Annotated in this window: 28 protein-coding genes; 11 read left to right on the top strand and 17 right to left on the bottom strand. The window is 67.7% G+C overall.

Translation table 11 applies throughout. The annotated features are described in order from the left end of the window. Positions 1 to 16 precede the first annotated feature (16 nt). Together nuoM and nuoN are read left to right on the top strand one after the other, a co-directional pair. Positions 17 to 1,561 carry an NADH-quinone oxidoreductase subunit M gene (gene nuoM, locus KGR00_RS11145; protein ID WP_129141046.1) on the top strand — a complete coding sequence of 515 codons (1,545 nt, stop codon included), beginning with the start codon at positions 17 to 19 and terminating at the stop codon, positions 1,559 to 1,561. Further along, on the top strand, positions 1,558 to 3,012 hold the full coding sequence (gene nuoN, locus KGR00_RS11140) for an NADH-quinone oxidoreductase subunit NuoN (protein WP_224418607.1): 1,455 nt from the start codon (positions 1,558 to 1,560) through the stop codon (positions 3,010 to 3,012). The genes nuoM and nuoN overlap by 4 nt, the downstream gene beginning before the upstream one ends. Positions 3,013 to 3,104: 92 nt before the next feature. Here the strand turns inward: nuoN and KGR00_RS11135 are convergent, their stop codons facing one another. The 6 genes from KGR00_RS11135 to KGR00_RS11110 form a co-directional block, all read right to left on the bottom strand. After that, a complete protein-coding gene (locus KGR00_RS11135; RefSeq protein WP_224418608.1) occupies positions 3,105 to 4,205 on the bottom strand; it encodes a TRAP transporter substrate-binding protein in 1,101 nt (366 codons plus the stop codon). A 98-nt stretch (positions 4,206 to 4,303) separates the two neighbouring features. Continuing rightward, positions 4,304 to 5,710: a TRAP transporter large permease subunit gene (locus KGR00_RS11130; RefSeq protein ID WP_129141049.1), complete on the bottom strand. Its 1,407-nt coding sequence runs from the start codon at positions 5,708 to 5,710 to the stop codon at positions 4,304 to 4,306. Beyond that, complete coding sequence (locus tag KGR00_RS11125; protein WP_224418609.1) at positions 5,710 to 6,267, bottom strand: TRAP transporter small permease subunit; 558 nt, start codon at positions 6,265 to 6,267, stop codon at positions 5,710 to 5,712. Before KGR00_RS11125 ends, KGR00_RS11130 begins: the two co-directional genes overlap by 1 nt. Before the next feature lie 138 nt (positions 6,268 to 6,405). Further along, entirely contained in the window at positions 6,406 to 7,215 is an 810-nt protein-coding gene (locus KGR00_RS11120; protein ID WP_224418610.1) for an endonuclease/exonuclease/phosphatase family protein, read from the bottom strand. Positions 7,216 to 7,217: 2 nt separating this feature from the next. Then, positions 7,218 to 7,847: a thiol:disulfide interchange protein DsbA/DsbL gene (locus KGR00_RS11115; protein WP_129141052.1), complete on the bottom strand. Its 630-nt coding sequence runs from the start codon at positions 7,845 to 7,847 to the stop codon at positions 7,218 to 7,220. 114 nt (positions 7,848 to 7,961) lie between these two features. Then, positions 7,962 to 8,594, bottom strand: coding sequence for a c-type cytochrome (locus tag KGR00_RS11110; RefSeq protein WP_224418611.1), 633 nt, complete (start codon positions 8,592 to 8,594; stop codon positions 7,962 to 7,964). Between the two features lie 268 nt (positions 8,595 to 8,862). Here KGR00_RS11110 and yihA point away from each other — a divergent pair, with 268 nt between their 5' ends. Next, positions 8,863 to 9,444: a ribosome biogenesis GTP-binding protein YihA/YsxC gene (gene yihA, locus KGR00_RS11105; protein ID WP_224419845.1), complete on the top strand. Its 582-nt coding sequence runs from the start codon at positions 8,863 to 8,865 to the stop codon at positions 9,442 to 9,444. Between the two features lie 6 nt (positions 9,445 to 9,450). Here yihA and KGR00_RS11100 read toward each other — a convergent pair whose 3' ends face one another. The 8 genes from KGR00_RS11100 to argH all read right to left on the bottom strand — a co-directional run bounded on the left by KGR00_RS11100 (position 9,451) and on the right by argH (position 15,865). After that, positions 9,451 to 9,669, bottom strand: a complete 219-nt coding sequence (locus KGR00_RS11100; RefSeq protein ID WP_224418612.1) for a hypothetical protein — start codon at positions 9,667 to 9,669, stop codon at positions 9,451 to 9,453. A 79-nt stretch (positions 9,670 to 9,748) separates the two neighbouring features. Further along, the gene (locus KGR00_RS11095) at positions 9,749 to 10,474 is read right to left on the bottom strand and encodes an HAD-IA family hydrolase (protein WP_224418613.1); all 726 of its coding nucleotides are present in this window, start codon (positions 10,472 to 10,474) and stop codon (positions 9,749 to 9,751) included. Between the two features lie 4 nt (positions 10,475 to 10,478). Further along, positions 10,479 to 11,399, bottom strand: a complete 921-nt coding sequence (locus tag KGR00_RS11090; RefSeq protein WP_224418614.1) for a tyrosine recombinase XerC — start codon at positions 11,397 to 11,399, stop codon at positions 10,479 to 10,481. After that, entirely contained in the window at positions 11,383 to 12,099 is a 717-nt protein-coding gene (locus KGR00_RS11085; protein WP_129141058.1) for a DUF484 family protein, read from the bottom strand. The genes KGR00_RS11090 and KGR00_RS11085 overlap by 17 nt, the downstream gene beginning before the upstream one ends. A gap of 22 nt (positions 12,100 to 12,121) precedes the next feature. After that, positions 12,122 to 12,955: a diaminopimelate epimerase gene (dapF, locus tag KGR00_RS11080; RefSeq protein WP_224418615.1), complete on the bottom strand. Its 834-nt coding sequence runs from the start codon at positions 12,953 to 12,955 to the stop codon at positions 12,122 to 12,124. Continuing rightward, positions 12,955 to 14,223, bottom strand: a complete 1,269-nt coding sequence (gene lysA / locus KGR00_RS11075) for a diaminopimelate decarboxylase (RefSeq protein WP_224418616.1) — start codon at positions 14,221 to 14,223, stop codon at positions 12,955 to 12,957. Before lysA ends, dapF begins: the two co-directional genes overlap by 1 nt. Before the next feature lie 2 nt (positions 14,224 to 14,225). Continuing rightward, positions 14,226 to 14,462: a lipoprotein gene (locus KGR00_RS11070; protein ID WP_224418617.1), complete on the bottom strand. Its 237-nt coding sequence runs from the start codon at positions 14,460 to 14,462 to the stop codon at positions 14,226 to 14,228. After that, positions 14,459 to 15,865 carry an argininosuccinate lyase gene (argH, locus tag KGR00_RS11065; protein WP_224418618.1) on the bottom strand — a complete coding sequence of 469 codons (1,407 nt, stop codon included), beginning with the start codon at positions 15,863 to 15,865 and terminating at the stop codon, positions 14,459 to 14,461. Before argH ends, KGR00_RS11070 begins: the two co-directional genes overlap by 4 nt. 216 nt (positions 15,866 to 16,081) lie before the next feature. Here argH and hemC point away from each other — a divergent pair, with 216 nt between their 5' ends. Genes hemC through KGR00_RS11045 form a run of 4 tightly spaced genes read left to right on the top strand, consistent with a single transcriptional unit; the run spans position 16,082 to position 20,468 of the window. Beyond that, positions 16,082 to 17,023 carry a hydroxymethylbilane synthase gene (gene hemC / locus KGR00_RS11060; protein ID WP_129141063.1) on the top strand — a complete coding sequence of 314 codons (942 nt, stop codon included), beginning with the start codon at positions 16,082 to 16,084 and terminating at the stop codon, positions 17,021 to 17,023. A 2-nt stretch (positions 17,024 to 17,025) separates the two neighbouring features. Beyond that, positions 17,026 to 17,811 (top strand): uroporphyrinogen-III synthase, encoded by a 786-nt coding sequence (locus tag KGR00_RS11055; RefSeq protein WP_129141064.1) that lies wholly within the window; start codon positions 17,026 to 17,028, stop codon positions 17,809 to 17,811. A 6-nt stretch (positions 17,812 to 17,817) separates the two neighbouring features. Then, positions 17,818 to 19,248 (top strand): uroporphyrinogen-III C-methyltransferase, encoded by a 1,431-nt coding sequence (locus tag KGR00_RS11050; RefSeq protein ID WP_224418619.1) that lies wholly within the window; start codon positions 17,818 to 17,820, stop codon positions 19,246 to 19,248. Further along, positions 19,245 to 20,468, top strand: coding sequence for a heme biosynthesis HemY N-terminal domain-containing protein (locus tag KGR00_RS11045; RefSeq protein ID WP_129141066.1), 1,224 nt, complete (start codon positions 19,245 to 19,247; stop codon positions 20,466 to 20,468). The genes KGR00_RS11050 and KGR00_RS11045 overlap by 4 nt, the downstream gene beginning before the upstream one ends. A gap of 342 nt (positions 20,469 to 20,810) precedes the next feature. On the opposite strand, the gene ybiO is transcribed toward KGR00_RS11045, so the two are convergent. Continuing rightward, positions 20,811 to 23,171 (bottom strand): mechanosensitive channel protein, encoded by a 2,361-nt coding sequence (ybiO, locus tag KGR00_RS11040; protein WP_224419846.1) that lies wholly within the window; start codon positions 23,169 to 23,171, stop codon positions 20,811 to 20,813. 338 nt (positions 23,172 to 23,509) lie between these two features. Between ybiO and KGR00_RS11035 the strand changes: the two genes are divergently transcribed. Next, positions 23,510 to 23,716 (top strand): hypothetical protein, encoded by a 207-nt coding sequence (locus KGR00_RS11035; RefSeq protein ID WP_129141067.1) that lies wholly within the window; start codon positions 23,510 to 23,512, stop codon positions 23,714 to 23,716. Between the two features lie 100 nt (positions 23,717 to 23,816). Here the strand turns inward: KGR00_RS11035 and KGR00_RS11030 are convergent, their stop codons facing one another. Continuing rightward, positions 23,817 to 24,029 carry a hypothetical protein gene (locus KGR00_RS11030; protein WP_129141068.1) on the bottom strand — a complete coding sequence of 71 codons (213 nt, stop codon included), beginning with the start codon at positions 24,027 to 24,029 and terminating at the stop codon, positions 23,817 to 23,819. A 279-nt stretch (positions 24,030 to 24,308) separates the two neighbouring features. Here KGR00_RS11030 and KGR00_RS11025 point away from each other — a divergent pair, with 279 nt between their 5' ends. Next, a complete protein-coding gene (locus tag KGR00_RS11025) occupies positions 24,309 to 24,503 on the top strand; it encodes a hypothetical protein (RefSeq protein WP_129141069.1) in 195 nt (64 codons plus the stop codon). A gap of 125 nt (positions 24,504 to 24,628) precedes the next feature. Then, a complete protein-coding gene (locus KGR00_RS11020; RefSeq protein ID WP_224418620.1) occupies positions 24,629 to 25,387 on the top strand; it encodes an SDR family oxidoreductase in 759 nt (252 codons plus the stop codon). Between the two features lie 66 nt (positions 25,388 to 25,453). Here KGR00_RS11020 and fur read toward each other — a convergent pair whose 3' ends face one another. Continuing rightward, positions 25,454 to 25,903, bottom strand: coding sequence for a ferric iron uptake transcriptional regulator (gene fur, locus KGR00_RS11015; RefSeq protein WP_129140860.1), 450 nt, complete (start codon positions 25,901 to 25,903; stop codon positions 25,454 to 25,456). A gap of 72 nt (positions 25,904 to 25,975) precedes the next feature. Here fur and KGR00_RS11010 point away from each other — a divergent pair, with 72 nt between their 5' ends. Next, a complete protein-coding gene (locus KGR00_RS11010) occupies positions 25,976 to 26,449 on the top strand; it encodes an outer membrane protein assembly factor BamE (RefSeq protein WP_224418621.1) in 474 nt (157 codons plus the stop codon). The last annotated feature ends 5 nt before the right edge of the window (positions 26,450 to 26,454 follow it).

Genomic DNA, 26,454 nt, shown 5'->3' with positions numbered 1-26,454 from the left:
AGGGAATGCTCCGCTTATGACGCTGCTCTGGCTGATCCTGATCCCCTTCATCGGGGGCCTGCTGTGCTGGCAGGGCGAACGCTACGGGGGCATGGCGCCGCGCTGGATCGCGCTGGCGACCATGCTGATCGAGCTGCTGATCACGCTGGGGCTGTGGTTCCAGGGCGAGTACCACCTGCCCGGCGCCGGGACCGCCAGCGACGCGGTGCGCTGGTCGATGGAATGGCAGGTGCCGTGGATTCCGCGCTTCGGCATCAGCGTCCATCTGGCGCTCGACGGCCTGTCGCTGGTGCTGATCGCGCTGACCGGCTTCCTGGGCATGCTGGCGGTACTCTGCTCCTGGAACGAGATCGTCAAGCGCGTCGGCTTCTTCCACCTCAACCTGCTGTGGATTCTCGGTGGCGTGGTCGGGGTGTTCCTGTCGATCGACCTGTTCCTGTTCTTCTTCTTCTGGGAAATGATGCTGGTGCCGATGTACTTCCTGATCGCGCTGTGGGGGCACAGCGGCTCGGAAGGGCGCACCCGCATCCGCGCGGCCACCAAATTCTTCATCTACACCCAGGCCAGCGGCCTGTTGATGCTGGTGTCGATCCTGGGGCTGGTGTTCGCTCATCACGCCAACACCGGCGAGTATTCCTTCGAATACGCGACACTGATGCAGACGCCGCTGTCCGACAACGTGGCGATGTGGCTGATGCTGGGCTTCTTCGTCGCCTTCGCCGTCAAGCTGCCGGTGGTGCCGGTGCATGGCTGGCTGCCCGATGCCCACGCCCAGGCGCCCACCGCGGGCAGCGTCGATCTGGCGGGGATCCTGCTCAAGACCGCGGCCTACGGCATGCTGCGCTTCGCCCTGCCGCTGTTTCCCGAGGCATCCCAGGCGTTCGCCCCGGTGGCGATGACCCTGGGGTTGATCGGCATCTTCTACGGCGCGGTGCTGGCCTGCGGTCAGCAGGACGTCAAGCGGCTGATCGCCTATACCAGTATCGCCCACATGGGCTTCGTGCTGATCGGCATCTACGCCGGTACCGAACTGGCACTGCAGGGCGTGGTGCTGATGATGGTGGCGCACGCCTTCTCGGCGGCCGGGCTGTTCATTCTCAGCGGCCAGCTCTACGAGCGCCTGTTCACCCGCGACATGCGCGAGATGGGCGGCCTGTGGGGGCGCACGGGCAGCCTGCCCGGTTTCTCGCTGTGCTTCGTCGCCGCCTCGCTGGGCATGCCGGGCACCGCCAATTTCCTCGGCGAGTTCCTGATCCTGTTCGGCAGCTTCCCGGTGGCGCCCTGGACCGTGGCGATCGCCAGCTTCGGCTTCCTGCTGGCGGCGGTCTATGCCCTGCTGTTGATGCAGCGCGTGTATTTCGGCCCGCCGAAGGCAGAGGGGCTGTTCGCCGATCTCGACCGCCGCGAGTACCTGATGATGCTGTCGCTGCTGGGGCTGGTGCTGCTCTTCGGGCTCTATCCCCAGCCACTGCTGGATACCACCAGTGCGGCCATGGGTGAAGTCGAGCGTCTGTTCACGGCGGTATCACAGTCGTCCACTCTGCTGACGGGGGCACCATGACCTTGACCGCGACGCATTTGCTGGCGCTTGCGCCGCTGATTCTGGTCTGCGCCACGGCCATCGTGGTGATGCTGGGTATCGCCTGGCGGCGTCACCACACCGGAAGCGCCATCGTCACCGTGGTGGGGCTCAACCTGGCGTTGCTGTCGCTGTTCGGCGTGTGGCAACTGGCGCCGCTCGAGACGCCGATGCTGGCGATCGACGGTCTGGCGATCCTCGCCGCGGCGCTGATCCTGATCGCTGCGCTGGCCTGCGCGACACTGGCGCACGCCTACCTGGAGCAGTTCGACGACCAGCGCGAGGAGTTCTACCTGCTGCTGCTGTGTTCCACGGCGGGCGGCCTGGTGCTGTCGGCGAGCACCCATCTGGCGACGCTGTTCTTCGGTCTGGAGCTGGTCTCGATGCCGCTATACGGGATGCTCGCCTACACCTACCGGGCGCGCCGCTCGCTGGAGGCGGGGATCAAGTACCTGGTGCTGTCGGCGGCGGCGACCACCTTCCTGCTGTTCGGCATGGCGCTGCTCTACGCCGAGACCGGACACCTGGACATCGCCGGCCTGGCCGACAGCGCCGCCGGCGGTATCGGTGCCTGGGGCCTGGCGGGGGCGGCGATGGTGATCGTGGGGCTGGGCTTCAAGCTCTCGGTGGTGCCTTTCCACCTGTGGACGCCCGACGTCTACGAGGGCGGTCCCGGGCCGGCGACCACCTTCCTGGCCTCGGCCAGCAAGGTGGCGGTGTTCGCGGTACTGTTGCGTCTGGTGATGAGTGCGCCGGCCTTCCAGAGCGACTGGCTGCACGGCGTGCTGGCGGTGCTGGCGGTCGTCACCATGCTGGTCGGCAACCTGCTGGCGGTGACCCAGTCCAACCTCAAGCGTCTGCTGGGCTATTCATCGATCGCCCACTTCGGCTATCTGCTCACCGCGCTGGTGATCGGTGAAGGACTGTCCATCGAGGCGACCGGGGTCTACCTGGTGACCTACATGCTCACCACGCTGGGCGCCTTCGGGGTGGTCACGCTGATCTCGAGTCCCTACAGCGGTGAGGATGCTGCCGCGCTGCACCACTACCGTGGGCTGTTCTGGCGGCGCCCCTACCTGACGGCGGTGCTGACGATCACCATGCTGTCGATGGCGGGCATTCCCTTCACCGCCGGCTTCATCGGCAAGTTCTACATCATCGCCCTGGGCGTCGAGGCGGGGCGCTGGTGGCTGGTCGGCGCGGTGATCGTCGGCAGCGCCATCGGGCTCTACTACTATCTGCGCGTGATGGTCACCCTGTACCTGGCGGAAGCCGGCATGCAGCGCCGCGATGCGCCCGAAAACTGGGCGATCCAGGCCGGCGGCCTGATGGTGCTGGGCGCGGCGGTGCTGGTGATCCTGCTGGGGATCTACCCGGCGCCGATGATCGACTGGGTGCGCGTGATGAGTTCAGCGATGCTCGGGGTGGGCTGAGTATCGCCGGTGGTGTGGCAAGCGTGCCGCGAGAGATAGCCTGAACAAAACACCCCGCGTCCCATGGGCGCGGGGTGTTTTGTGGTTGCCGGTCAGTCCTGCGTGGTGTCGCCCTCGGGGTTGCGGGCGTTGTAGTAGGCCTGTTCGGAAATCGCGTGGTAGTTCTCCACCTTGTCCTGGAAGGTGCTGTAGGAGTCGTAGATCTTCTCGGCCATGGGATCGGAGGCGGCGAGTTCCGAGACCACCTGTGCCGAGAGTTCCTTGGCCTTGGCGAGCACGTCGTCCGGGAAACGCTTGAGCACCACGTCGTGCTCCTCGACCAGCGTCTTGAGCGCGTCGTTGTTGCGAGCGGTGTACTCGTCGAGCACCGACTGGTTGACGTCGGCGACGGCACTGCGCAGGATCGCCTGCAGGTCGGCGGGCAGTGATTCCATGGCCTGCTGATTGACGATCGCCTCGAACATCACCGTGGGCTCGTGCCAGCCCGGATAGTAGTAGTAATCCGCCGCCTGATAGAGGCCGAAGGCCAGGTCGTTGTAGGGCCCGATCCACTCGGTGGCATCGATGGCGCCGGATTGCAGGGAGGTGAAGATCTCGCCGCCGGGCATGTTGACGATCGCCACGCCCATGCGGTTCATCACCTCGCCGCCGAGCCCCGGCATGCGCATCTTGAGGCCCTCGAGGTCGGCGACCGAATTGATCTCCTTGTTGTACCAGCCGCCCATCTGCACGCCGGACGCGCCGGCGACCATGACCTCCACGCCGAACGGCTCGTAGACCTCGTTCCAGAGATCCATGCCGCCGCCGTACTGCAGCCAGGCGTTCATTTCCTGGGCGTTCATGCCGAACGGCACCGCGGCGAAGAACTGCGCCGCCGGCACCTTGCCTTTCCAGTAGTAGGAGGCCGAGTGGCCCATTTCGGCGGTACCCTCGGAAACCGCGTCGAAGACCTCGAAGCCCGGCACCAGCTGGCCGGCGCCGTAGACGTCGATGGTCAGGCGGCCGTCGGACATCTCGTCGACCAGCTTGGCGAGGCGCTCCGGCCCCTGCCCCACGCCGGGGAAGTTCTTGGGCCACGAGGTGACCATCTTCCAGTGATAGCTGTCCTGGGCCTGGGCGGTACCGGTGAGGCTCATCAGCCCGGTGACGGCCGACGCCAGGGCCACGGCGGAGACTAGCGCGTTACGTTGCATGGTGTCGTTCCCCTTTGTTGTTGCGTGCGCGCCGGGGGGCGCGCGGTTTGTGGCGGACGGGGGCCGCCCGTCCGGAAAACACCGATGAATCGTGACTCCTACTTGAACTGGTCGGGCAACCAGGTGGCCAGTTCGGGGATGAAGGACAGGGCGACGAGCATGGCGAGCTGCAGCACGATGAACGGCACCACTCCGCGATAGATGGCGGTGGTGGGCACCGACGCCGGCGCCACGCCGCGCAGGTAGAACAGGGCGAAGCCGAACGGCGGGGTCAGGAAGGAGGTCTGCAGGTTGATGGCGATCATGATCCCCAGCCACACCGGGTCGAGCCCCATGGCCAGCAGTACCGGCCCGACGATGGGCACCACCACGAAGGTGATCTCGATGAAGTCGAGGATGAAGCCCAGGAAGAAGATCACCAGCATGACGATGATCGTCGCGCCGACCACGCCGCCGGGCATGTGGTCGAACAGGTCCTTGACCAGCTCCTCGCCGCCGTAGGCGCGGAACACCAGCGAGAACAGCGCCGCACCGATCAGGATCAGGAACACCATGGTGGTGACGTGGGTGGTCGAGCGCACCACGTCGGTGAGGGTGGCGAGATCCAGCTTGCGGTAGGCGATGGCCAGCACCAGGGCGCCGAAGGCACCGACCGCCGAGGCCTCGGTGGGCGTGGCGAAGCCGCCGAGAATCGAACCGAGCACGGCGACGATCAGCGCCAGCGGGGGCACCAGCCCCTTGAGCAGCAGCGTGGTCAGCCCGCCCTGATGGCCGAGTTCGTCCATCAGTTCGCGGCGATCGGCCGGCGGCGCGGACTCGGGTTTCAGCCAGGCGATGAACGCCACGTAGGCGATGTACAGCACCACCAGGATCATCCCCGGCACCAGGGCGCCGATGAACAGATCGCCCACCGAGACGGTCTTGGGGCTCCAGATACCCATCGACAGCTGGGCCTGCTGGTAGGCCGAGGAAAGCACGTCGCCCAGCAGCACCAGGGCGATCGACGGCGGGATGATCTGGCCCAGGGTGCCGGTGGCGCAGATCGTGCCGGTGGCCAGCGACTGGCTGTAGCCGCGCTTGAGCATGGTCGGCAGCGACAACAGTCCCATGGTCACCACGGTGGCGCCGACGATGCCGGTCGAGGCGGCCAGCAGCATGCCGACGATGGTCACCGATATGCCCAGCCCGCCGCGCAGCGAGCCGAACAGCAGCGCCATGGCGTCGAGCAGGGTCTCGGCGACCTTGGACTTTTCCAGCAGCACGCCCATCAGCACGAACAGCGGTACCGCCAGCAGCGTCTGGTTGGTCATGATGCCGTAGAGGCGGTTGGGGAAGGCCGACAGGAAACTGGCATCGAAGTTGGCATCGATACCCAGCGACTCGAGGCCCATCCCGAGGCCGGCGAAGGCCAGCGAGGTACCGGCGAGCGTCAGCGCCACCGGATAGCCGAGCATCAGCACGGCGCAGATCAGTGCGAAGAGCACCAGCGGCATGAACTCCAGCATCAGACGCGCTCCTCGGTATGGTCGTGCTCGGGTTGCGGCGGGATGCGCCCGGCGATGACCAGCGCCTTGCGGATGATCTCGGCGATGCCCTGGACGATCATCAACCCGGCGAACAGCGGGATCAGCGTCTTGAGCAGGAAGACCGCGGGGATGCCGCCGGTGTCCGGCGAGCCCTCGAGGATCGACCAGGACTTGCCGACGTAACCCAGGCTGGTGAGGATCACGAAACTCATGAAGGGAATCAGCAGCAGCAGGGTGCCGAGCAGGTCGATCCAGGCCTGCTTTCGTGGCGAGAAGTTGCGATAGAAGATGTCCACGCGCACGTGGCCGTCATGCTTGAGCGTGAAGGACGCGGCGAGCATGAACACCACGGCGTGCATGTACATCACCGATTCCTGCACGGGGATGCTGTTGAAGTTGAAGACATAGCGCAGCACGACCACCAGGAACTGGATCAGCATCATCGCCATGACCAGCCAGGCGAGCGCCTTGCCCAGCCGTTCGGTGATGGCGTCGATCCAGGCCAGGGGGGCTGGCAGGTGCGAACCTCGATTCATGGAACCCTCGCTTTACGTGGCGTTGTTGCCGAGTTTTCTTCGTATCGTCACGGCGGCCGCCGGCTTTAACGGCGACGCGTGACGAAGCCACGCCGGAATGGCGTCAGGTTGCCGTGTGGCGGGGGCGACGACAATGGATCATTGGTCTGACAGGATCCCCATCGCCTGCCGGCAACGTGCCGGCGGATGGATGTCGACGGCCAGGGGGAGGTGATCGGAAAACAGCTGGTCGAGGACCTGCAGGTTGTCCGCCTTCAGGGACGACGACACGAGAATGTGATCCAGGGCCCGGCGTGGCTGCCAGGAAGGATAACTCAACAGCGGGCGTACCGGGTCGAGCGGCAACGAGGTTCGAAAGCGGGTGTGCCCGTGGAGCTGCTCCGGCGAGCAGTTGAGATCGCCCATCACCACCACGTGCTCGAGCGGCGCGATCAACTCGCTCAGGTAGTCGAGCTGACGGACGCGACCGCGATGACTGAGCGCCAGGTGGGCGATGAACACGTGCAGGGCTTCGGGGCCGTCGCCGTAGCGCACGTGAAGGGCGCCGCGGCCGGGCAGGGTACCCGGCAGGCGGTGCTCCTCGATGCGCGAGGGCGTGAAACGGGACAGCAGCCCGTTGCTGTGCTGGGCGACCCGGCCCAGGTTGCGGTTGAGCTGCTTGTAGTGATGGGGAAAGCCGGCGTGCTGGGCCAGGTAGGCGACCTGGTCGACGTTGCCCGAGCGGAAGCTGCCGCCATCGACCTCCTGGAGGCCGATGATGTCGTAGCCCTTGAGCACCTCGCCGATCAGGTCCAGGCGACGCTGGCGGCTGGGGTGCGGCAACAGGTGCTGCCAACTGCGGGTGAGATAGTGGTGATAGGCCGAGGTCTGGATACCGACCTGCAGGTTGAACGTCACCAGCCGCAGCCTGTCTGCGCGATCCGTACGGGCAGCGCGCGCCGACTCCATGCTTACTGCCCCCGTTCGTCGCGAACCTTGTCGATCAGCTCGCCGGCGATCTTGGGCATGTTCTCGAGGCTGCCGGCGGTCTGCGGGGTGACCACGTAGTGGCCGTCGACCACCAGCGCCGGGACCCCCATCAACTGGTAGGCCCGCATCTTGGCGTGGGCCTGGTTGATCTCGCTCTTCACGCCGAAGGACTCGATCGCGTCGAGGGCGGCCTGCTTGGTGACACCGTACTGGCTGAAGAACTCGGCGACATCGTCGGGATCGGTCAGGTGCTTGCCCTGCTGATGGATGGCGTCGAAGAAGTCCTCGTGGACCTTGTCGAGGATGCCCAACTGCTTGGCGGCATAGAAGGCGCGGGCATGGGCCGTCCAGGTATCGCCCATGGTCGCCGGGATGCGCTGGAAGGTGACGTCGTCGGGGAGCTGGGCGACCCAGTCGTTGAGCGGACCCTCGAGCTTGTAGCAGTGCGGGCAGCCGTACCAGAAGACCTCGTTGACCTCGATCTGGCCGGCGGGCACCGAGGTTTCCACCGGGGTGTCGAGTACCTTGTAGTCCTCGCCGGCGACCGGCGCCGCCATGACCAGGGTGGAAAAGCCGAGTCCGGCGATCGCCGCGATCCACTGTTTCAACATGCGCCCACTCTCCTTGCCAATCATCGTCTTGCCGTTAAAGGTAACAGATATCCGCGGCGAGCGTGATGCCGCCGCCACGCCTTTGAGTCGACGCCGGCGATGAGGTTCCCGGGCTCAGTGCAGCCCGGAGAGGTAGTCGGCGAGCGCCTCGATCTGGGCGTCGCTAAGGCGGGCGGCGATGTCGCGCATGATCGCGTTGGGGTCGTTGTCGCGGGTGCCGCTGGCGAAGGCCTCGAGCGTGGCGCGAGTATAAGGGGGGTGCTGCCCCGACAGTGCCGGGAAGCCGGCGGCGCCCAGCCCCTGCCCGGTCGGGGTGTGGCAGGCCGCGCACGCCGGCAGGCCGGCCTCGGGATCGCCGCCCTTGTAGAGGCGGCGTCCCCGTTCGGCGAGGGCCGGGTCGGCCTGGCCGAGATGGGATGGCAGGCTCGCGTAGTAGGCGGCCAGATCGGCGATGTCCCGGTCGTCGAGCCCGGCGACCACCCCCGCCATCTGCGGCACGGAACGCCGGCCGTCGCGGATGTCGGCCAGCTGCTTGGCCAGGTAGCTGGCCTGCTGTCCGGCGAGGTTGGGGAAGGCGGGCACCTGGCTGACGCCCTCGGCACCATGGCAGGCGCTGCAGATCTGGGCCTTGTCGCGGCCGGCCTCGGCCGAGCCGGGCGTCGCGATCGGTGTCTGGGCCCATGCGCCGCCGGCCCCGCCCAGTACGGTGACCAGTGCGGCGGCCAGGCCCATCAGAATCCGTTTCATCGCCTGCGTCATCCTGCCGGCCGTGTACATGAACACCCGCTGAGGGGCCGTGGCACGTGCGGCGAGGGTTCGCCGCCGTCGAGAGCGGGATGCTACACTAGCCCGCTTCGCGTCGTCCGCTGCTCGCGAGTATAGCCAATCGCCCTACCGGGGTGAACGTGACCGGCGGTCGCCCACGTCGCTTCCGGCCGGGCCGCCCGCCGGGCCCGTCGTCAACGTCAGAACGAGATCCATCGTGACCCGCTTCAACTATCACTCCGCGCGTTTCATGACCAGCGCGCCGACCCTGGCCCAATGCCCCGACGACAGGGGTCGCGAGGTCGCCTTCGCCGGGCGCTCCAACGCCGGCAAGTCGAGCGCGATCAATACCCTCTGCCAGCAGAAGGCGCTGGCCCGCACCTCCAAGACGCCGGGACGCACGCAACTGATCAACTTCTTCGGCCTGGGCAGCGATACGACCCGTCGCCTGGTGGACCTGCCCGGCTACGGCTACGCCAAGGTGCCCGAGTCGGTCAAGCTCGAGTGGCAGCGTCACCTGGCGGACTACCTGCAGCGCCGTCAGTCGCTGCAGGGGCTGGTGCTGCTGATGGACGTGCGCCACCCGCTCAGCGAATTCGACGAGATGATGCTGGGCTGGGCCGACGAGCAGGAGATGCCGGTACACATCCTGCTCACCAAGGCCGACAAGCTCAAGCCGGGGGCGGCGAAGAACATGCACCAGAAGGTCCGCAGCCAGCTCCGCGAATGGGAGGACCTGGTCAGCATCCAGCTGTTCTCGGCGCTCAAGCGCCAGGGGCTGGAGACGCTCACCGCGCGGCTCGACGGCTGGCTGGGCGACGCCGAGGCGTGACCGCGGTCACAACGACCAGGTCACGGGTCGCCCGCTCTCGGGGACCCGGTAGGGTGTGCCCGGGTAAGGCATGGAGCGGCTCCCGGGCTGGCTGACTGTTTCCTGACGGGCCGCCGGCGCGACCGCCTGGGGCGTGTCGTGCGTGGCCAGCGGCAGGGCGACGAGTGTGAGCAGCGGCACGGCCGCCACCACCAGCCAGGTGGTCAGTCGATCGCAGACGTGCATGGCGGCCTCCGCATTGTACAAATCCTGTACGCAGTATCGTTGCTGGTAACGGTTTGCACAAGCCGGGACGGCCGCTCGCTCAGCCCTTGGTCTCGAGGTGGCCCAGCAGCGCCGGCAGATCGCGTATGTGGGCCAGACGGTGGACGCCGTCGGGCAACGTCGCCGGTCGCGCGTCGTCCTTGTCGATCCACGCCACGCGCATCCCCAGCCGCAGCGCCGGCAGCACGTCCTCCCGCCAGGAATCGCCGACGTGCAGCGCCCGCGAGGGCGGCACCGGCCCGAGCCGCGCCAGCGCCGCCAGGAAGGCGCGCGCGTCGGGCTTGGGCGCCAGGCTCTCGCCGGCGTTGATGATCACCGGAAAGTGCTCGCCGATCGCCAGCCGCGTCAGGTCGACGTTGCCATTGGTGATCGCGGCGAGGCGGTAGCGGCCCGCCAGTGCGTCGAGCATCTCGGGCACTTCCTCGAATACCGTGATGTCATGGCGCAGCTCGAGCATGTGCTCGATCGTCGCCTCGGCCCAGCGGGCCGCCTCGTCGGCGCCCAGGCCGAACTCGAGGAGCATCTCGCGCAGCGTCTCGCGACGCACCCAGGTGAAGTCGCCGCGTCTGACCGGGTGGCGGGTGGCGAATTCGAGGCGCCGGCGCTGGTACTCCTCCAGCGGAAAGCGCTCGGCATGGCCGACGCGTTCGTGCAGCCAGTCGTAGTGGCCCGCTTCGGTACGGGCCATCACCGGCTGGTTGTCCCAGAAGGTGTCGTCGAGATCGAAGGTCAGTGCCTCGATGCGGGTGGGATGGGGAGCTGTCATGGGCTTACTCGTTGGCGTCGTCGGGATCGCGGCGGCGGGCCCGCGGGTGGGCGGCGTCGTAGGCGCCGGCCAGATGCTGCCAGTCCAGCCGGGTGTAGACCTGGGTCGTCGACAGCTGGGCGTGGCCGAGCAGTTCCTGGACGGCGCGCAGGTCCTGGCTGGATTCCAGCAGGTGGCTGGCGAAGGAGTGACGCAGGCGGTGCGGATGCAGATGCTCGGGCAGACCGCGCTCGATGGCGAGCCGCGACAGCCGCTGCTGAATGGCACGGTGGCCGAGCCGCGTGCCGCGTCGACCGACGAACAGTGCCGTTTCACCGGCCACGGCGATGCTCGGGCGGATCGCCAGCCAGGCGTCGAGCGCGGCTCGGGCGCGGCGTCCCACCGGCACCTGGCGGGGCTTGCTGCCCTTGCCGATCACCCGCACGCGACTGCCATCGAGCTGGGCGAGATCGAGTGCGGCGAGCTCCGCCAGACGCAGGCCGCTGGAATAGAGCAGCTCGCAGATCGCCTGGTCGCGAACCGCCAGCGGCGAGCCGTCGTGAGGGGTGTCGAGAAAGCGCGCCAGCTGGTCGACGTCCACCGGGTGGGGCAGGTGGCCCGGCAGGCGCGGCGCGCGCGACAGCCGCACCGGGTTGTGGGCGAGAATGCCGCACTCGACCAGATACTCGGCGAAGCTCGACACCGCGGCGCGGCGTCGGGCCAGGCTGCGCGGCGCCAGGCCGCGGGTCCGCTCGCCGCCCAGGAAGCGCCGCAGCCGGGCGGCGTCGAGAGCCGTCCAGTCCGTCAGGCCGGCATCTTGGGCGAAGCGCGTCAACGCCGTGAGGTCGCGGCGGTAGGCATCGACGGTCGCCGGGCTGGCGCGTCGGGCCAGCTCGGCGAGGAAGGCGTCGCGGCGCGCCTCGAGACGGTCAGCGGCGCTGGACATGCCCCACCATCAGGCGGGTGACCACCTCGCCCAGGTACTCGGTGAACAGGGTGTCGAGACTGGCACGGAAATGGTCGCTGTCGTGGCTGGCGAGAATCAGGTAGCCCTGGGGTTCGCCGAGCGTCAGCCGGGTCAGGGCGCAGGAACCGGCCTGCTTGGGTGGATCGAGGTGCGGCAGCAGGCGCTGCCAGTCCTTGCGCGACAGCCGCCGGCAGCGGCTGGTACGGCCGTCGAGCAGCGCGCCCAGCCGCGCGCCGCTGGCCTCGTCGAGGACGAAGCGCGGCGGCTGCGGCGGGCTGGGCTCGGCGTCGGTGAGCTGCGGCGCGCACCACAGCGCCACCGCGTGGGTCCGGAAACGCTCGGCCAGTTGGGTGGCCAGCGCCTCGCCCAGGGCGTCGTTGTCCTCGGCCTCGAGCAGCGCCAGGATCAACTCGCGGGTGCGGCGGTACTGGGACTCGTTGTGGCGCGCCGATTCCAGCAGCTGCTCCAGCCGCCACTCCGCGCTCTCGGCGCGTTCGCGCAGGTCGTGGACCAGTCGCTCGAGCAGCGACACGGCGCCGCGTGCCTCGGGGTGAGGGACCTTGAGCTGCTGCAGCAGGCCCTCGCGACCGATGAAGAAGTCGGGATGTCGGGCCAGCCACTGGGCGACCATCTCGGGGTCGAGTGTCTGGCGGGGCTCGGGCGCTTTCGCAGGGGGCATGTTGGCGTCCTCGTCGATTCGCTCAGCTCAGTTGAACCCGGCCGTCGAAGACCCGCACGGCGGGACCGGTCATGAACAGCGGGGCGTCGTCGCCGTCCCATTCGATGGTCAGGCGCCCGCCGGGCAGGTGGACGTCCACCGGGCTGTCGAGCAGGCCCTGGCGGATACCGCTGGCGACCGCGGCGCAGGCGCCGGTGCCGCAGGCCAGGGTCTCGCCGGCGCCGCGCTCGAAGACGCGCAGGCGGATCTCGTGGCGCGAGACGACCTGCATGAAGCCGGCATTGACCTGACGCGGGAAGCGCGGGTGGCGCTCGATCAGCGGCCCCAGCCGTGCCACCGGGGCGCTGGCGACGTCGACGACCTGCAGCACCGCGTGGGGGTTGCCCATCGACACCGCGCCGATCTCCAGGCGCTCGTCCTCGACCACGAGGACGTGCAGCGTGCGGTCCTCGTCGGCCTCGAAGGGCAGCGACGCGGGGGCGAAGCGCGGCGCGCCCATGTCGACGCGCACCCGTTCGTCGTCGTCGACGACCAGGGTCAGCGGCCCGCCCAGTGTCTCGACGTGGATCTCGCGCTTGTGGGTCAACTGCTGGTCGCGCACGAAGCGGGCGAAGCAGCGTGCGCCGTTGCCGCAGTTCTCGACCTCGCTGCCGTCGGCGTTGTAGATCCGGTAGCGGAAATCCATCTCCGGGTCGCGTGGCGGCTCGACCAGCAGCAACTGGTCGAAGCCGACCCCGAGGTGGCGGTCGGCGAGCTGACGGATCTGCTGGGTGTCGAAGCGCGCGCGCTGGGTGACCAGATCGACGACCATGAAGTCGTTGCCCAGCCCGTGCATCTTGGTGAAATAGACCCGCATCAGCGCTTCTCCGGCAGCAGCGCCTCGCCGGCCCACAGGTCCTCGAGGGGCTCGCGGCGCCGGACCAGGTGGGCCCGGTCGCCGTCGACCATCACTTCCGGCGGGCGCGGGCGGCTGTTGTAGTTCGAGGCCATGACGAAGCCGTAGGCGCCGGCGGAGCGCACCGCCAGCAGGTCGCCCTGGGCCACCGCCAGGTCGCGGTCCTTGCCCAGGAAGTCGCCGGTCTCGCAGACCGGGCCGACCACGTCGTAGATGGCCGTCTCGCGCGGCTGCCGGGTGTCCACCGGCAGGATCGCCTGCCAGGCCTGATAGAGCGACGGGCGGATCAGGTCGTTCATGCCGGCGTCGACGATCGCGAAGTGCTTGGTCTCGCCGGGCTTGAGGTATTCGATGCGGGTCAGCAGCACGCCGGCGTTGGCGGCGATCGAGCGACCGGGCTCGAACAGCAGCGTCAGTCCCTCGCCGCCGTCCCACTCGGCGAGCCGTTCGAGCAGCGCGCGGGCGTAGTCGAACGGGGCCGGCGGGCGCTCGTCCTGATAGGGCACGCCCAGGCCGCCGCCGAGATCGAGATGCTCGATGGCGATGCCGCGTGCCTTGAGCCGGTCGAGCAGCACCAGCAGCCGGTCGAGGGCGTCGAGGAAGGGTGCGGTGTCGGTGAGCTGCGAGCCGATGTGGCAATCGAGGCCGACGATCTCGATGTGGGGCAGGGCGGCGGCGCGCTCGTAGACGGCGAGCGCCTCGTCGACGGGGATGCCGAACTTGTTGGCCTTGAGCCCGGTGGAGATGTAGGGGTGGGTGCGGGCGTCGACATCGGGGTTGACGCGCAGCGACACCCGGGCGATCTCGCGGCATTCGCCGGCCACGTCGTCGAGGCGCTCCAGCTCGGGCAGCGACTCGACGTTGAAGCACTTGATGCCGACTTCCAGGGCGCGGGCCATCTCGTGGCGTTCCTTGGCGACGCCGGAGAACACCACCCGGGCGGGGTCGCCGCCGGCGGCCAGTACCCGCTCGAGCTCGCCCACCGAGACGATGTCGAAGCCGGCCCCCAGGCGTGCCAGCAGATTGAGCACCGCCAGGTTGGAGTTGGCCTTGACCGCGTAGCAGATCAGGTGCGGATGGCCGGCGAGCGCCTCGCTGTAGGCGCGGTAGTGGCGCTCCAGCGTGGCCCGCGAGTAGACGTAGCAGGGCGTGCCGTAGCGTGCGGCGATGGTCGCCAGCGAGACGTCCTCGCCGTGAAGTACCCCGTCGCGATAGTCGAAATGATCCATGCTTACTCCGTGCCCCCCGCGTCGGGCCGGCCGTCGTCGGCCGACTCGCTGGACGGCTGTGGGTCGTCGCCGGCCGCGCGGTCGTCGTCGTAGGCGCCGGCCGGATCGTATGCCTCGGCGGCCTGCTCGTCGCCGGGGTGGTAGAGCGGGCCCTTCTGGCCGCAGCCGCCGAGCCCGGTGCCGACCAGCAGCCCCAGGACGAGCAGTGCCGGTACGCGCCGATGGATCGTCCGGCTCATTCGACGACCTCCGTCAACGTGGCGAGGGCCTCGCGGGCCCGCTGGGCGGCGGCGCGGACCTGATCCGGCGCGGTGCCGCCGATGTGGTTGCGGGCGGCCACCGAGCCCTCGAGCGTGAGTACCTCGAAGACGTCGCTCTCGATGGTCGCGGAGAACTGACACAGCTCGTCGAGGGTCATCTCGGAGAGATCCTTGGCGTTGTCGAGGCCGTAGGCCACCGACTGGCCGACGATCTCGTGGGCATCGCGGAAGGCCACGCCCTTGCGCACCAGGTAGTCGGCGAGGTCGGTGGCGGTGGAGAAGCCCTTGCGCGCGGCCTCGTACATGTTGCCGGCCTTGGCCTCGATCGCCGGAATCATGTCGGCGAAGGCGCGCAGGCAGCCCTTGACGGTGTCGAGGGTATCGAACAGCGGCTCCTTGTCCTCCTGGTTGTCCTTGTTGTAGGCCAGCGGCTGGGACTTCATCAGCGTCAAAAGGCCCATCAGGTGGCCATAGACGCGCCCGGTCTTGCCGCGCACCAGCTCGGGCACGTCGGGGTTCTTCTTCTGCGGCATGATCGAGCTGCCGGTGCAGAAGCGATCGGGCAGGTCGATGAAGTCGAACTGGGCGCTGGTCCACAGCACCAGCTCCTCGCTCATCCGCGACAGGTGCATCAGCAGCAGGCTGGCCAGGGCGGTGAACTCGATGGCGAAGTCACGATCGCTGACCGCGTCCAGCGAGTTCTCGGCGGGGCGCTCGAAGCCCAGCAGTTCGGCGGTGACGTGGCGGTCGATGGGGTAGGTGGTGCCGGCCAGCGCGGCGGCGCCCAGCGGCATGACATTGACCCGCTTGCGGCAGTCGAGCAGGCGCTCGTGATCGCGGGCGAGCATCTCCTGCCAGGCCAGCAGGTGATGGCCGAAGGTCACCGGCTGGGCGGTCTGCAGGTGGGTGAAGCCGGGCATGATGGTGTCGGCCTCGCGCTCGGCGAGTTCGATCAGGCCCGTGCGCAGCCGCGCCAGTTCCGCCTCGACGACGTCGATCTCGTCGCGCAGGTAGAGGCGGATGTCGGTGGCGATCTGATCGTTGCGCGAGCGTCCGGTGTGCAGCTTCTTGCCGGTGATGCCGATCTTCTCGGTGAGCCGCGCCTCGATGTTCATGTGCACGTCCTCGAGGGCGACCGACCAGGGGAACTGCCCGGCCTCGATCTCGCGCTCGATCTCGCCGAGCCCGGCGATGATCGCGTCGCGTTCGTCGAGGGTCAGCACGTCGACCCGCGCGAGCATGGTGGCGTGGGCGATCGAGCCGCGAATGTCGTGATGGTAGAGGCGGCGATCGAAGTTCACCGAGGCGGTGAACTGCTCGACGAAGGCATCGGTGGGTTCGCTGAAGCGTCCCCCCCAGGATTGATTGGTCTGCTGGCTCATCGGGGATGCGGGTCCTGCCGGGTGATTTGGAAATCTGTCCCGAGTGTACCAGAGTCGGCGCGTCAGGCGAGCGGCCCGGCATGCCGGCCACGGGCGATTTTTCCTCGCCTCGCGACTGTTTTATCATGGTCGTCATTGCCGCCGTCGTCGTCACTGGCGACGGCCGATCGCCGCACCCGTGCCGCCCATCGAGATCGACGCTTTCAGGAGACCGCCGTGTCCGCCAATCAGACCCTCCGAATCGCCACGCGCAAGAGCCGCCTGGCCCTGTGGCAGGCCGAGCACGTGCGCGAGCGTCTCGAAGCGCTGCATCCCGGCCTGGCCGTGGAGCTGGTGGCGATGTCCACCAAGGGCGACAAGATCCTCGATGCGCCGCTGGCCAAGGTCGGTGGCAAGGGGCTGTTCGTCAAGGAACTGGAAGACGCCATGCTCGACGGCCGGGCCGACATCGCCGTGCACTCGATGAAGGACGTGCCCATGCACTTTCCCGAGGGGCTGGGGCTGTCGGTGATCCTCGAGGGCGCCGAGCCCACCGACGCCTTCGTTTCCAACCAGTACGCCGGGCCGGATGCGCTGCCCGAGGGCGCCCGGGTGGGCACCTCCAGCCTGCGCCGCGGCCTGCAGATCAGCGAGGCGCGGCCCGATCTCGAGGTGCTCAACCTGCGCGGCAGCGTCCAGACCCGGCTGGCCAAGCTGGATGACGGCGAGTTCGACGCGATCATCCTCGCCACTTCGGGGCTGCGCCGGCTGGGTCTCGGCGAGCGGGTCACCCGGGAACTGCCGCCCGAGGTCAGCCTGCCGGCCTGCGGCCAGGGCGCGCTGGGCATCGAGTGCCGGACCAACGATCCCGAACTGCTGGCGTTGCTCGCCCCCCTCGACCATGCCGAGACCGCCACCCGGGTGCGCGCCGAGCGGGCCATGAACACCCGGCTCGAAGGGGGCTGCCAGGTGCCCATCGCCGGCCACGCGGTGCTCGAGGAGGGCGGTCGCACGCTGTGGCTGCGCGCCCTGGTGGGTATGCCGGATGGCTCGCAGGTGCTGCGTGCCGAGGGGCGTGGATCGGCCAGCGAGCCCGAGACACTGGGTATTCGGGTCGCCGAGGACCTGCTCGACCAGGGTGCCGGGGAGATTCTCGCCCGGGTCTACGGCGAGGCCTGAGGGTGAGCCGGCCGCGGGTGCTGATCTCGCGTCCCGGCGAGCGTGCGCGGCCGCTTCGCGAGGCGCTGGCGGCCGGCGGCGCCGAGGTCGAGACGCTCGACGCGATGCGTCTCGAACCGCTGACCGAGACCCCGGCCGTGCGCCAGGCCTGGCTCGATTTCGACAACTTCCACCGGGTGGTGGTGGTCAGTCCCTTCGCCGCGCGCTGCCTGGCCGCCGGGGTCGACCGCTACTGGCCGCAATTGCCGCTGGGGCCGCGCTTCTACGCGGTGGGTGCGGCGACCGCCGAGACCCTGCATCGCGAGCTCGGTGTTCGGGTTCATCACCCACCGTTCGCGGCCGGTACCACCAGCGAAGCGCTGCTGGCCCTGCCGTCGTTGTGCCGGCTCGACGCACAGCGGGTGTTGCTGGCGGCCGGCGAGGGGGGGCGTGCCACCCTGGGCGAGACGCTCGCCGCACGTGGCGCGCGCATCACCCGGCTGGCGCTCTACCGCCGCGTTCTCCAGCCGCTGGATGAGGCGGCGACGGCCCGCCTGGCGAGTGGCGATTTCGCCGCACTGGTTGTGACCAGCGGCGAACTGCTCGAACATCTGGCAGGATGGTGTGGCAAGGCAGCGTTGAACCAACCGCTAATCGTTTCCAGTCGGCGCTTGGCTACACTGGCCCACACACTGGGTTTCCTGCGTCCCGTGACGGCGCAGGGCGCCTCGCCGGCCGCACTGGCAGCCGCCGTGGCCGAGGTTTGCGACCTGGATGGCGCCGATCATGAAGATCTCGAAAAGGGCTAGCGACAGATGAGCAAGCAAGAGCACGATCAGGACGACTCCCGGGCGCCGTCCGGCGCAGGCAAGGCCAAGGCGGGCGGTGACGCCAAGCCGGCCGGCGAGACCCCTGCGACGACGGCCGAGGACGGCTCTCGGCGGGCGTCGTCCGAGCGTGGTCGTGACAAGGCCGCCGCATCCGACGGCGAGAAGGCGGGCAGCCGCCCGCAAAAGACCGGGGGTGAGGCCGCCGCCAAGGCGGACGATGCCGCGAAGCGCGACAACCCCAAGGGCAGCGATGCCCAGGGTGGCAAGGCATCCCCGTCCGGTCAGTCCAACGCACAGTCGGGGGGCAATGCCGGCAGGTCGGGCGGCAAGCCCGCCGAGTCCCCACGCTCCGCGAGTGGCACCACGCCGCCGGCGGGGGGCAAGAGTGCGGCCTCCGGCGGCGATTCGCGGGGTGGCGGCGGCAAGCTCGGCGGTATCGCCCTGGTGCTGGTGATCCTGCTGGCGCTGGTCGTGGTGGCCGGCGGCTGGTGGGGCTGGCAGCGGCTCGAGTCCCAGCAGCAGCGGCTCGCTCAGAGCGAACAGAACGCCCAGGCCATCGATGAACTCAAGTCGCAGTTCGGTCAGCGTGACCAGCAGCGCGAGCAGGCGCTGCAGTCGATTCGCAGCGATTTCCAGCAGTATCGCCAGCAGATGAACGATACCCTCGACAAGGTGCTCGATCAGCTCGCCAGCAAGCAGCAGACCGATACCAGCGAGTGGCGCTATGCCGAGGTCGAGTATCTGTTGCGCCTGGCCAACCAGCGTCTGCAGCTCGAGCGCGACGTGAAGGGCGCGATCTCGCTGCTGCAGACCGCCGACAAGCGTCTGGCACAGATCGACAATCCGGCCCTGACGCCGGTGCGCCGCAGCATCCAGTCGGAGCTCGGCGAACTGCAGTCGGTGCCGCAGGTCGACCGCACCGGGCTGTATCTCGAACTGATGGCACAGCAGGAGCAACTGGCCAAGCTGCCGCTGCAGCAGGATATCCAGCAGCAGGCCGCCGAGGCCGGCGATACCTCGCCGGTGAGTGGCGGCTGGAAGCAGCAGCTGTCGCGCTTCGGCCAGGAACTCAAGGATCTGGTGGTAATCCGCAAGCACGACCAGGCGCTGGAGGCGCTGATCACCCCCGAACAGGAGTCCTACCTGCGTCAGAACGTGCGCCTGCAGCTCGAGCAGGCCCAGCTGGCGCTGCTGCAGAGCGATCCCAAGCTCTACCGGGCGAGCCTGGACAAGGCGCGTTCGCTGATTCAGGGCTACTACGACACCGACAGTCAGGGCGTGACGCGCTCGCTCGACACCCTGGCCTCGCTGAAGGGCAAGACCATCCGCCCCGAGCTGCCGGACATCAGCGATTCCCTGCAGCAACTGCGTGACTTCATGGAGCGTCGCCATGACGCCGGGAGCGGCGCGGCATGAGAAAGTTCATTCTCGTCGTCGTCTTCGGCCTGGCGATCGGCGCGCTGTTCGGCCAGTTGATGCAGTCGCTGCCCGGCTACTGGCTGGTGCGGGTCGGCGACACCTCCTTCCAGACCTCGTTCTGGTTCGGCCTGATCCTGCTGTTCGCGCTGTTCGTGGTCCTGCACTTCGTGCTGCGCCTGCTGACCCGGCTGCGCCGCCCGATGAGCCGCCTCAAGGTGTGGAACAGCCGCACCCGCCATCGCAACGCCATGCGGCGTACCGTGCGCGGCCTGGTGGCGCTGGCCGAAGGCCGCTGGAAGCGTGCCGAGAAGGCGCTGACCAGGGCCGCCGACGACTCCAGCACACCGCTGGTCAACTACCTCTCGGCGGCGCTGGCGGCCCATTACCAGGGGCGCTATGACCAGGCCGACACCCTGCTCAAGCGGGCCCACTACAGTACTGAGGGCTCGGAAGCGGCCGTGGGACTGGTGCAGGCGCAACTGATGCTCGATCGCCAGCAGTTCGAAGAGGCGCTGGCGACCCTGACCCGGCTCGAGAAGCAGTTGCCCGATCACCCCCAGGTTCTCAAGCTGCTCAAGCAGGCCTACCTGAGCGTCAACGACTGGGACGGCCTGCGCCGGCTGATGCCGCGCCTGGCGCGTCAGCAGTTGATCGGCGACGACGAGCGCCGCGAGATGGAACAGCGCGCCTATCGCGAGCTGATCGTCCAGGCAGCGCGCAACCCCGGCGACGTCGAACGGGTGCGCAACCTCTGGGCCGAAATGCCGGATTACCTGCGCGGTGACGTGGAGCTGGTCGGTTTGTATACCGAGGCGCTGGTGCGCGGCAAGGAAGAGGGCATCGCCGAGCGCCTGCTGCGCCACACACTCAAGGAGCACTGGGACAGCCGGCTGGTGCTGCGCTACGGTCTGCTCAACGTCGATGCCGGGCGTCAGCTCGCCTATGCCGAGAAGTGGCTGCAGGAGCGTCCCAACGACCCCGATCTGCTGCTGACCCTGGGCCGGCTGTCGCTGCGCAACGCCTTCTGGGGCAAGGCGCAGGAGTACTTCGAAGCCAGCCAGCGCCAGCGCCCCAGCGGGGTGGTGTGTGCCGAGCTGGCGAGGCTGTTCGCCAATCTCGGCGAACACAACAAGAGTCAGCTCTACTACCGTCAGAGTGTCGAACTGCTCGACAAGTCACTGCCTGCCCTGCCGCAGCCCAGCGACCAGAACCCCTGACGCCACGCGTTTGCTCTCCTGGGCGCCGATCGGCGCCCTTTTTTGTATCCGGGTCAGCGTGGCGGGCGATTGACCGCGGGTCGCGGTGTGGCGCTCATGGCGTCCGGGTCTCTCCGGCGATGGGCGAGGTATTCGGCGAAGGCTGTCGGCGAAGTGGCGGCCAGGCGGTCCGTCGGCTGAGCGATACCACCGAGCCGGCGTATGACCCCGCAACCCGGCAGGCGACGCACCGCAGCAGGCCGATGGTATCCGCCAGGTGTGGCATGGCAGCAGGCAGGCGTGATGCGCCCACGAAAAAGGGCTGCCCCCTGGGCAGCCCTTGACGTGGCTCGGCGCGCTCGCTCAACGCTCCTGCGGCGAGTCGACGTCGTCCTCGTCCGGCTTGCGGTGCGAGGGGTCGTTGACCTGATAGACCGGCGCCTCGTCGCTGTCGGCTGCCGGCTCGGTGCGGGTGGTATCCGCCGCTCGCCGACGCTCCTCGACCAGGCGGATGTTGGCCGCGGGGGCGCTGCCATCCTTGCCCTCGCCGAAGTAGAGCGTGGTGTGCGGGAAGGGGATCTCGATACCGGCGGCGTCGAAGCGCAGCTTGACCAGCCGGTTGTAGGCGCGGCCCACGCCCCACTGGTCGCCCGGCGTGGTCTTGATCACCACGCGGATGTTCACCGAGCTGTCGGCCAGGGCGGTCACGCCGGCCACGGTGAGCGGTGCCAGCAGCTTGTTGCCGTGCTCGCTCTCCTTGAGATCCTCGAAGGCCTGTTCCAGTTGGGCGATGGCCTCGTCGATGCTCTCGCGGTAGGCGATGCCGTACTCACCGACGTGGTTGCCGAACTCGCGCATGTAGTTGGAGACGGTGTCGACGCTGGAGAAGGGCACGATGTGATAGGTGCCCGCCAGGTCGCGGATGGCCACCGAGCGGATGCTCAGGCGTTCGGCGGTGCCGGTGACACCACCCACGGTGACCACGTCGCCGGTGTTCATGGCGTTCTCGACCTGGATGAAGACCCCGGTGATGATGTCCTGGACCAGCTTCTGCGCCCCGAAGCCGATCGCCAGGCCGATGACCCCGGCGCCGGCGATCAGCGGGCCGATGTTGATGCCGATCTCGGCGAGCACGATCATCGCGGTCATGGTGATCAGGGTGATCGCCAGGGCATTGCGGAACAGGCTGAGCAGGGTCCTGGCGCGTGCCGAGGGTTCGCCGCTGCCGGTTTCCGGGTTGAGGCGATGCTCGATCAGGCTGGCCAGGGCGATCCACAGCGCTGCTGCGACGACGAGGATGACGATCACGTCGATCAGCTTGCCGACCAGGCTGCGTCCGGCCTCGGTGGCGTACCAGGCGGCCAGGTCGAAGGCGCCCCAGGCGTTGAGCACCAGCATTACCACGACGACCAGGATGATCGTGCGGATCACCTTGAGGAAGGTGGGGATGTAGGCATTGAGACGCTTCTCGAGCTTGGGCAGCTTGCGCCGCAAGTCCTCGGAGAGCGTGATGCGCCGGCCGATCAGTTGCGTCAGTACGCTCGAGAGCAGCAGACCCAGGCCGATGACGATCAACGACTGCAGCGTCGCCGCGGCGACATCGGGCAGGGCGCGTTCCGGGCGCACGATGCTGACCAGCAGCACCATCAGGCAGTAGGCGATGGCCAGCAGGTGCCAGACCTTGCCGAGCAGGCGCAGACCCACCCGGGCGGGGCTCATGGTGGCCTGCTCGGCCTTGGCTTCCAGCCCGCGGCGTACCGTGAGACGGTTCTTGAGCACCATGGTGGTGGCGTAGATGAAGGCCAGCACCATGATCAGCAGGCCGATGCCCTGACCCAGCGCCGGCGACAGGTTGAAGCCGACAATCGGCACCACGACCAGCATGCCGTAACCGACGAAACCGGTCAGGGCGGCCAGCCAGCGGTTCCAGTGTGCCGCTGCGGCGGCGTCGACGGCGACCAGGCGCAGCCCTTCGTAGCGCGACGCGAGCAACATGCGCAGCGCGGCCTTGATCAGCTCGATGACCAGGAAGGCGTTGAGGAACAGCGAGGCCTGGGTCGTCAGGCTGCCGGTCTCGCCGATCGCGAAGGTGGCGATCAGGTTGCCGCCGACATAGGACAGCGCGATCACCACCACGTCGATCAGCGCGGCGATCGCCACGGCCACGATCAGGCGCAGCAGGGCGCTGCGCCCTTCGGCGTGCCGGGACCAATGGCTGATCCGCGTGAACAGCGGGTGCGCCACGCGGCGCAGCACGAAGAACACCACGAAGGTGGCGACGATCACCAGGGCCAGATTGATCGCGGCGTTGGTCAGGGCGGCGGTGTCGATGCCCGGCCCGGCGCTGGCCTGAGGCGCGAAGATACCGCCCAGCGCGGCGGTCAGGGCCTTGAACTGATGGCCGATGTCGCCGGCCACCTGGCTGGTCATCACCGCCAGACGCCGGGCCAGGCTGGCCTGTTCGGGCTTCTGGCCGCTGGGCGCGCTCTGCGCGGCGCTCTCCGCCGACGACGCCTCGGCCGGCGTGGATTGCTCGGCGTTCGTCGAGGCGGCCAGCGAGCGCAGCTCCTCGATCAGGCGCTGGCGCGAGGCGTCGTTTTCCAGCAGGTCGGCGAGCGTGGCGTAGCCCGGGTCCTGGGCCTGATCTGCCGAGGACTGCTCCGCTGAAGAAGAGGGGGGCGCACTATCGCCTTGTTGAGCCAGTGTCGGCAGCGCGAATAGCATCAAGGCCAGCCAGAGACAGCATCCCAGCCAGGATTGAGTACGTGTTTTCGGCACGTTGGACCTCCATGTGAGGCGGCATCGACCCGCCGTTTTTGGCTGTGAGTTTTTCGAGACGGTGATCGGCGATCATACCATCGGCGTGGGCCTATCCAGAATCGCCTGTGGGGCTCGGCCGAACTCTTCGAAGGCGCGTGCCTGCTCGCGAGGGAGTGATGGCGGCATCGCGGTCGCCAAGCCTTGTACAGGTATTGTATATGGTAGCCAATCAAGGCAGACTAGCCTACCGTGCAGTCGTGACGGCGCACGACAAAGACTCCTATAAAAGGGAAGGGATCCCCATGCTGAAGGTAACGCTGGAACTGAATTGCAACGTCTGCGGCGGCGAACGTTTCATGCTGCCGACACCCAGGGATACGGAGCAGGACATCCGGTGTGCCGAATGCCGTGCCTACAAGTGTCACAGTGACGACCTGGAGAAGGTCATGGCGATGACCGGCGGCCGTGATACACGTCGCCCGTTACCGGCCGGACAACTGGCCTCTTGAGTGTCTGACGAACCGCCGCCCGGCGGTTCGAGAGTCTGAAACGCCCCTGGCGCCCATCCTCCCGAGGGGTGTCCGGGCAGCGGTGGTCCTGACGGCTCGGTCAGCCATCGCCCGGGTCGGCGTCCTGCTTGCGACGGTTTTCGTCGAGCCCCTCCACGTCGGACCGGTTCATCGACTCGACCTCGTTCTCGGCGGCCTGCTGGGTGTCGAAAACGCCGATCACGCTGCCGGTATCGCTGTCATAGACTTCGTAGCGCCTCTGCGAGGCCTCGCTGGCCGGCACCGTCCGCCAGGTGATGGTCTTCTTGAGCATGCGTCGACTCCCTGTGGGCATGGGCTGGCAGTGTGGCACATCGGCGGGAGGGGGTTAAAACCCGTATCCACACCACGCCCCCGTTGCGTAACGTCATTCACTTGATTATTTTTTTGCGGCGCACATGACGGCGCTACCGCCTGCCCGGCTGAGAAGCATTAGCCACCGCGGCGGCAGGTTTTTCATCTCGACGCCTTGGCGAGTGCCTGACAAGCTTGAGCGTAACGAACCGTTTCCGCGGTTCGGGTCGGGGGACTTTCCAGGGGGGGGGAAGCGGTCATGTTCGAGACTCACCGGGCGCTGTATCTTTGCCGCCACTGTCAGACGCTGATCTACCGGACCAAGGCCGAGGCCGTTACCTCGCCGCCGTGTCCGCGTTGCCACTCCATCGATTTCGAGGGCGTCGTGGTGCCGCCGTTGATGCCCAGCCCCCTGGCCCTGGGGCAGATGCTGGCGCAGGGCTTGCCACGTTGAAACCGGCTTTGGCTTTGTACGAAAATTGCCTGCGCTCGCCGACTTTTCGTAGAAAACCTAGTATGTTGAATCCTGAATGAAACCGGGCTCGCCGCCCCGGCGGGCCCTTCGCTCAGGAGCCCTTCATGACCGCTCGTCCGGCCGCTCTGGTCACCGGCGGCGCCACTCGCGTCGGTCGCTTCTTCGCCAGTCATCTCGCCGCTCGCGGCTACGCTATCGCCCTGCACTACAACCGTTCCCGTGACGAGGCGGAGCGCGCCGCCGAGGCCATCCGCCAGGCCGGGGGCGCGTGCGAGTGCTTTGCCTGCGACTTTCACGGCGATGATGTCGAGGCGCTGATTCCGCGTGTCGTCGAACGCTTCCCGGGCCTGGCATTGCTGGTCAACAGTGCCTCGGCCTATGCGCCCGGCGAGCTGCGCGAAACGAGCCGCGAAACGCTCGAGGAACAGTTCTCGGTCAACCTGTTCGCGCCGTTTCTGCTCGGCAAGCGCTTTTCACTCGCCGTGGAGGCGGGGGCGATCGTCAACATCGTCGACAACAAGATCGCCTTCGCTCAGTACCCCTACGCCGCCTATCTGCTGGCCAAGAAGTCGCTCGACGAATTGACGCGGATGATGGCGCTCGAGCTGGCGCCGGCCATCCGCGTTAATGCGATCGCCCCCGGGGTGATTCTGCCGGCCCAAACGCGGACCGACGATTACCTGGCGTGGCGCCATGCCGGCATCCCGCTGGCCCGGCAGGGGGCGGTGGAAGAACTGGGCCAGGCGCTCGATTATCTGCTCGACAACCGCTTCGTGACCGGGCAGACGCTGTTCGTCGATGGCGGCGAATCGGTCAATCAGGTGGGCCGCCATTCGGAGAACTACCCCGGCGAAAAGCGCTGAGCCCGCCAACGAAACGGCCCGGCAGGCGTGGTGCCTGCCGGGCCGAAGCGCTGTCGGGAAAGACGCTCAGGGGCGTTTGACGCCTTCCTGTCGGGTCGCCTTGGAGCCCTTGGGGCGCACGTAGAGAACCAGGGCGTGATCGACGAGTTCGTAGCCGTGTTCCTCGGCGATCTCCTGTTGGCGCTGCTCGATGGCGTCGTCGAAGAATTCGACGATCTTGCCGCTTTCCAGGCAGACCATGTGGTCGTGGTGCTCGTCCTGAGAGACCTCGAACAGGGCATGCCCGCCGTCGAAGTGATGGCGGATCACCAAGCCGGCGGCCTCGAACTGGGTCAGTACGCGATAGACGGTAGCCAGACCAACGTCTTCTCCGGCGTCGAGCAGTGCCTTGTAGACGTCTTCGGCACTGAGGTGGGTCTCCATGTCCTTCGATTTTTCGAGAATCTGCAGGATCTTGACACGTGGCAAGGTGACCTTGAGCCCCGCCCGGCGCAATTCATGGTTCTGGTCGGCCATGGTTACTCTTCGCAGTATCGTGGTGGGTCGGTTATGATCGACCAAAGCAACGATAGTGAAGAACGGGCCCAAATGCAAAACCTGATCAAAACAGTCATCTTTTCACTCGCTCTCGGCCTGGTCGGCGGTTGCAGCTACTTCGGTGTCTACAAGCGCGACCTGCCCCAGGGCAACCTGATCACCCAGGACATGCTGGCCCAGCTTGAGCCGGGAATGACCCGCAAGCAGGTACAATATGTCATGGGGAGCCCGCTGCTCGAGGCACCCTTCGAGGCCAACCAGTGGGACTACGTCTTCATGCTCGACAAGGCCTATGGCGGGACGGTCTACAAGCGCCTGACCCTGACCTTCGCCAATGATCGGCTGGTCGACATGGAAACCGCCGGCGACATCGACAAGGATGTCGACCTGAAAGCCGAGAGCGGCCCGGGCCCGGCCGTCGAGAGCAACACCATGACCGGCAACCTGCTCGATACCACGCCGAACCGGGGGCCCCAGGGCGGTGAGCCGGCCACCCGCACCATCGAAGGCGATACCGCTCCGTAAGGCAG

The organism is Modicisalibacter sp. MOD 31.J (genome assembly GCF_020147985.1).
Classification (GTDB): Bacteria; Pseudomonadota; Gammaproteobacteria; order Pseudomonadales; family Halomonadaceae; genus Modicisalibacter; species Modicisalibacter coralii.
The sequence above is the reverse complement of the archived record's forward strand: the minus strand, read 5'-3'. Positions and strand labels throughout refer to the sequence as shown.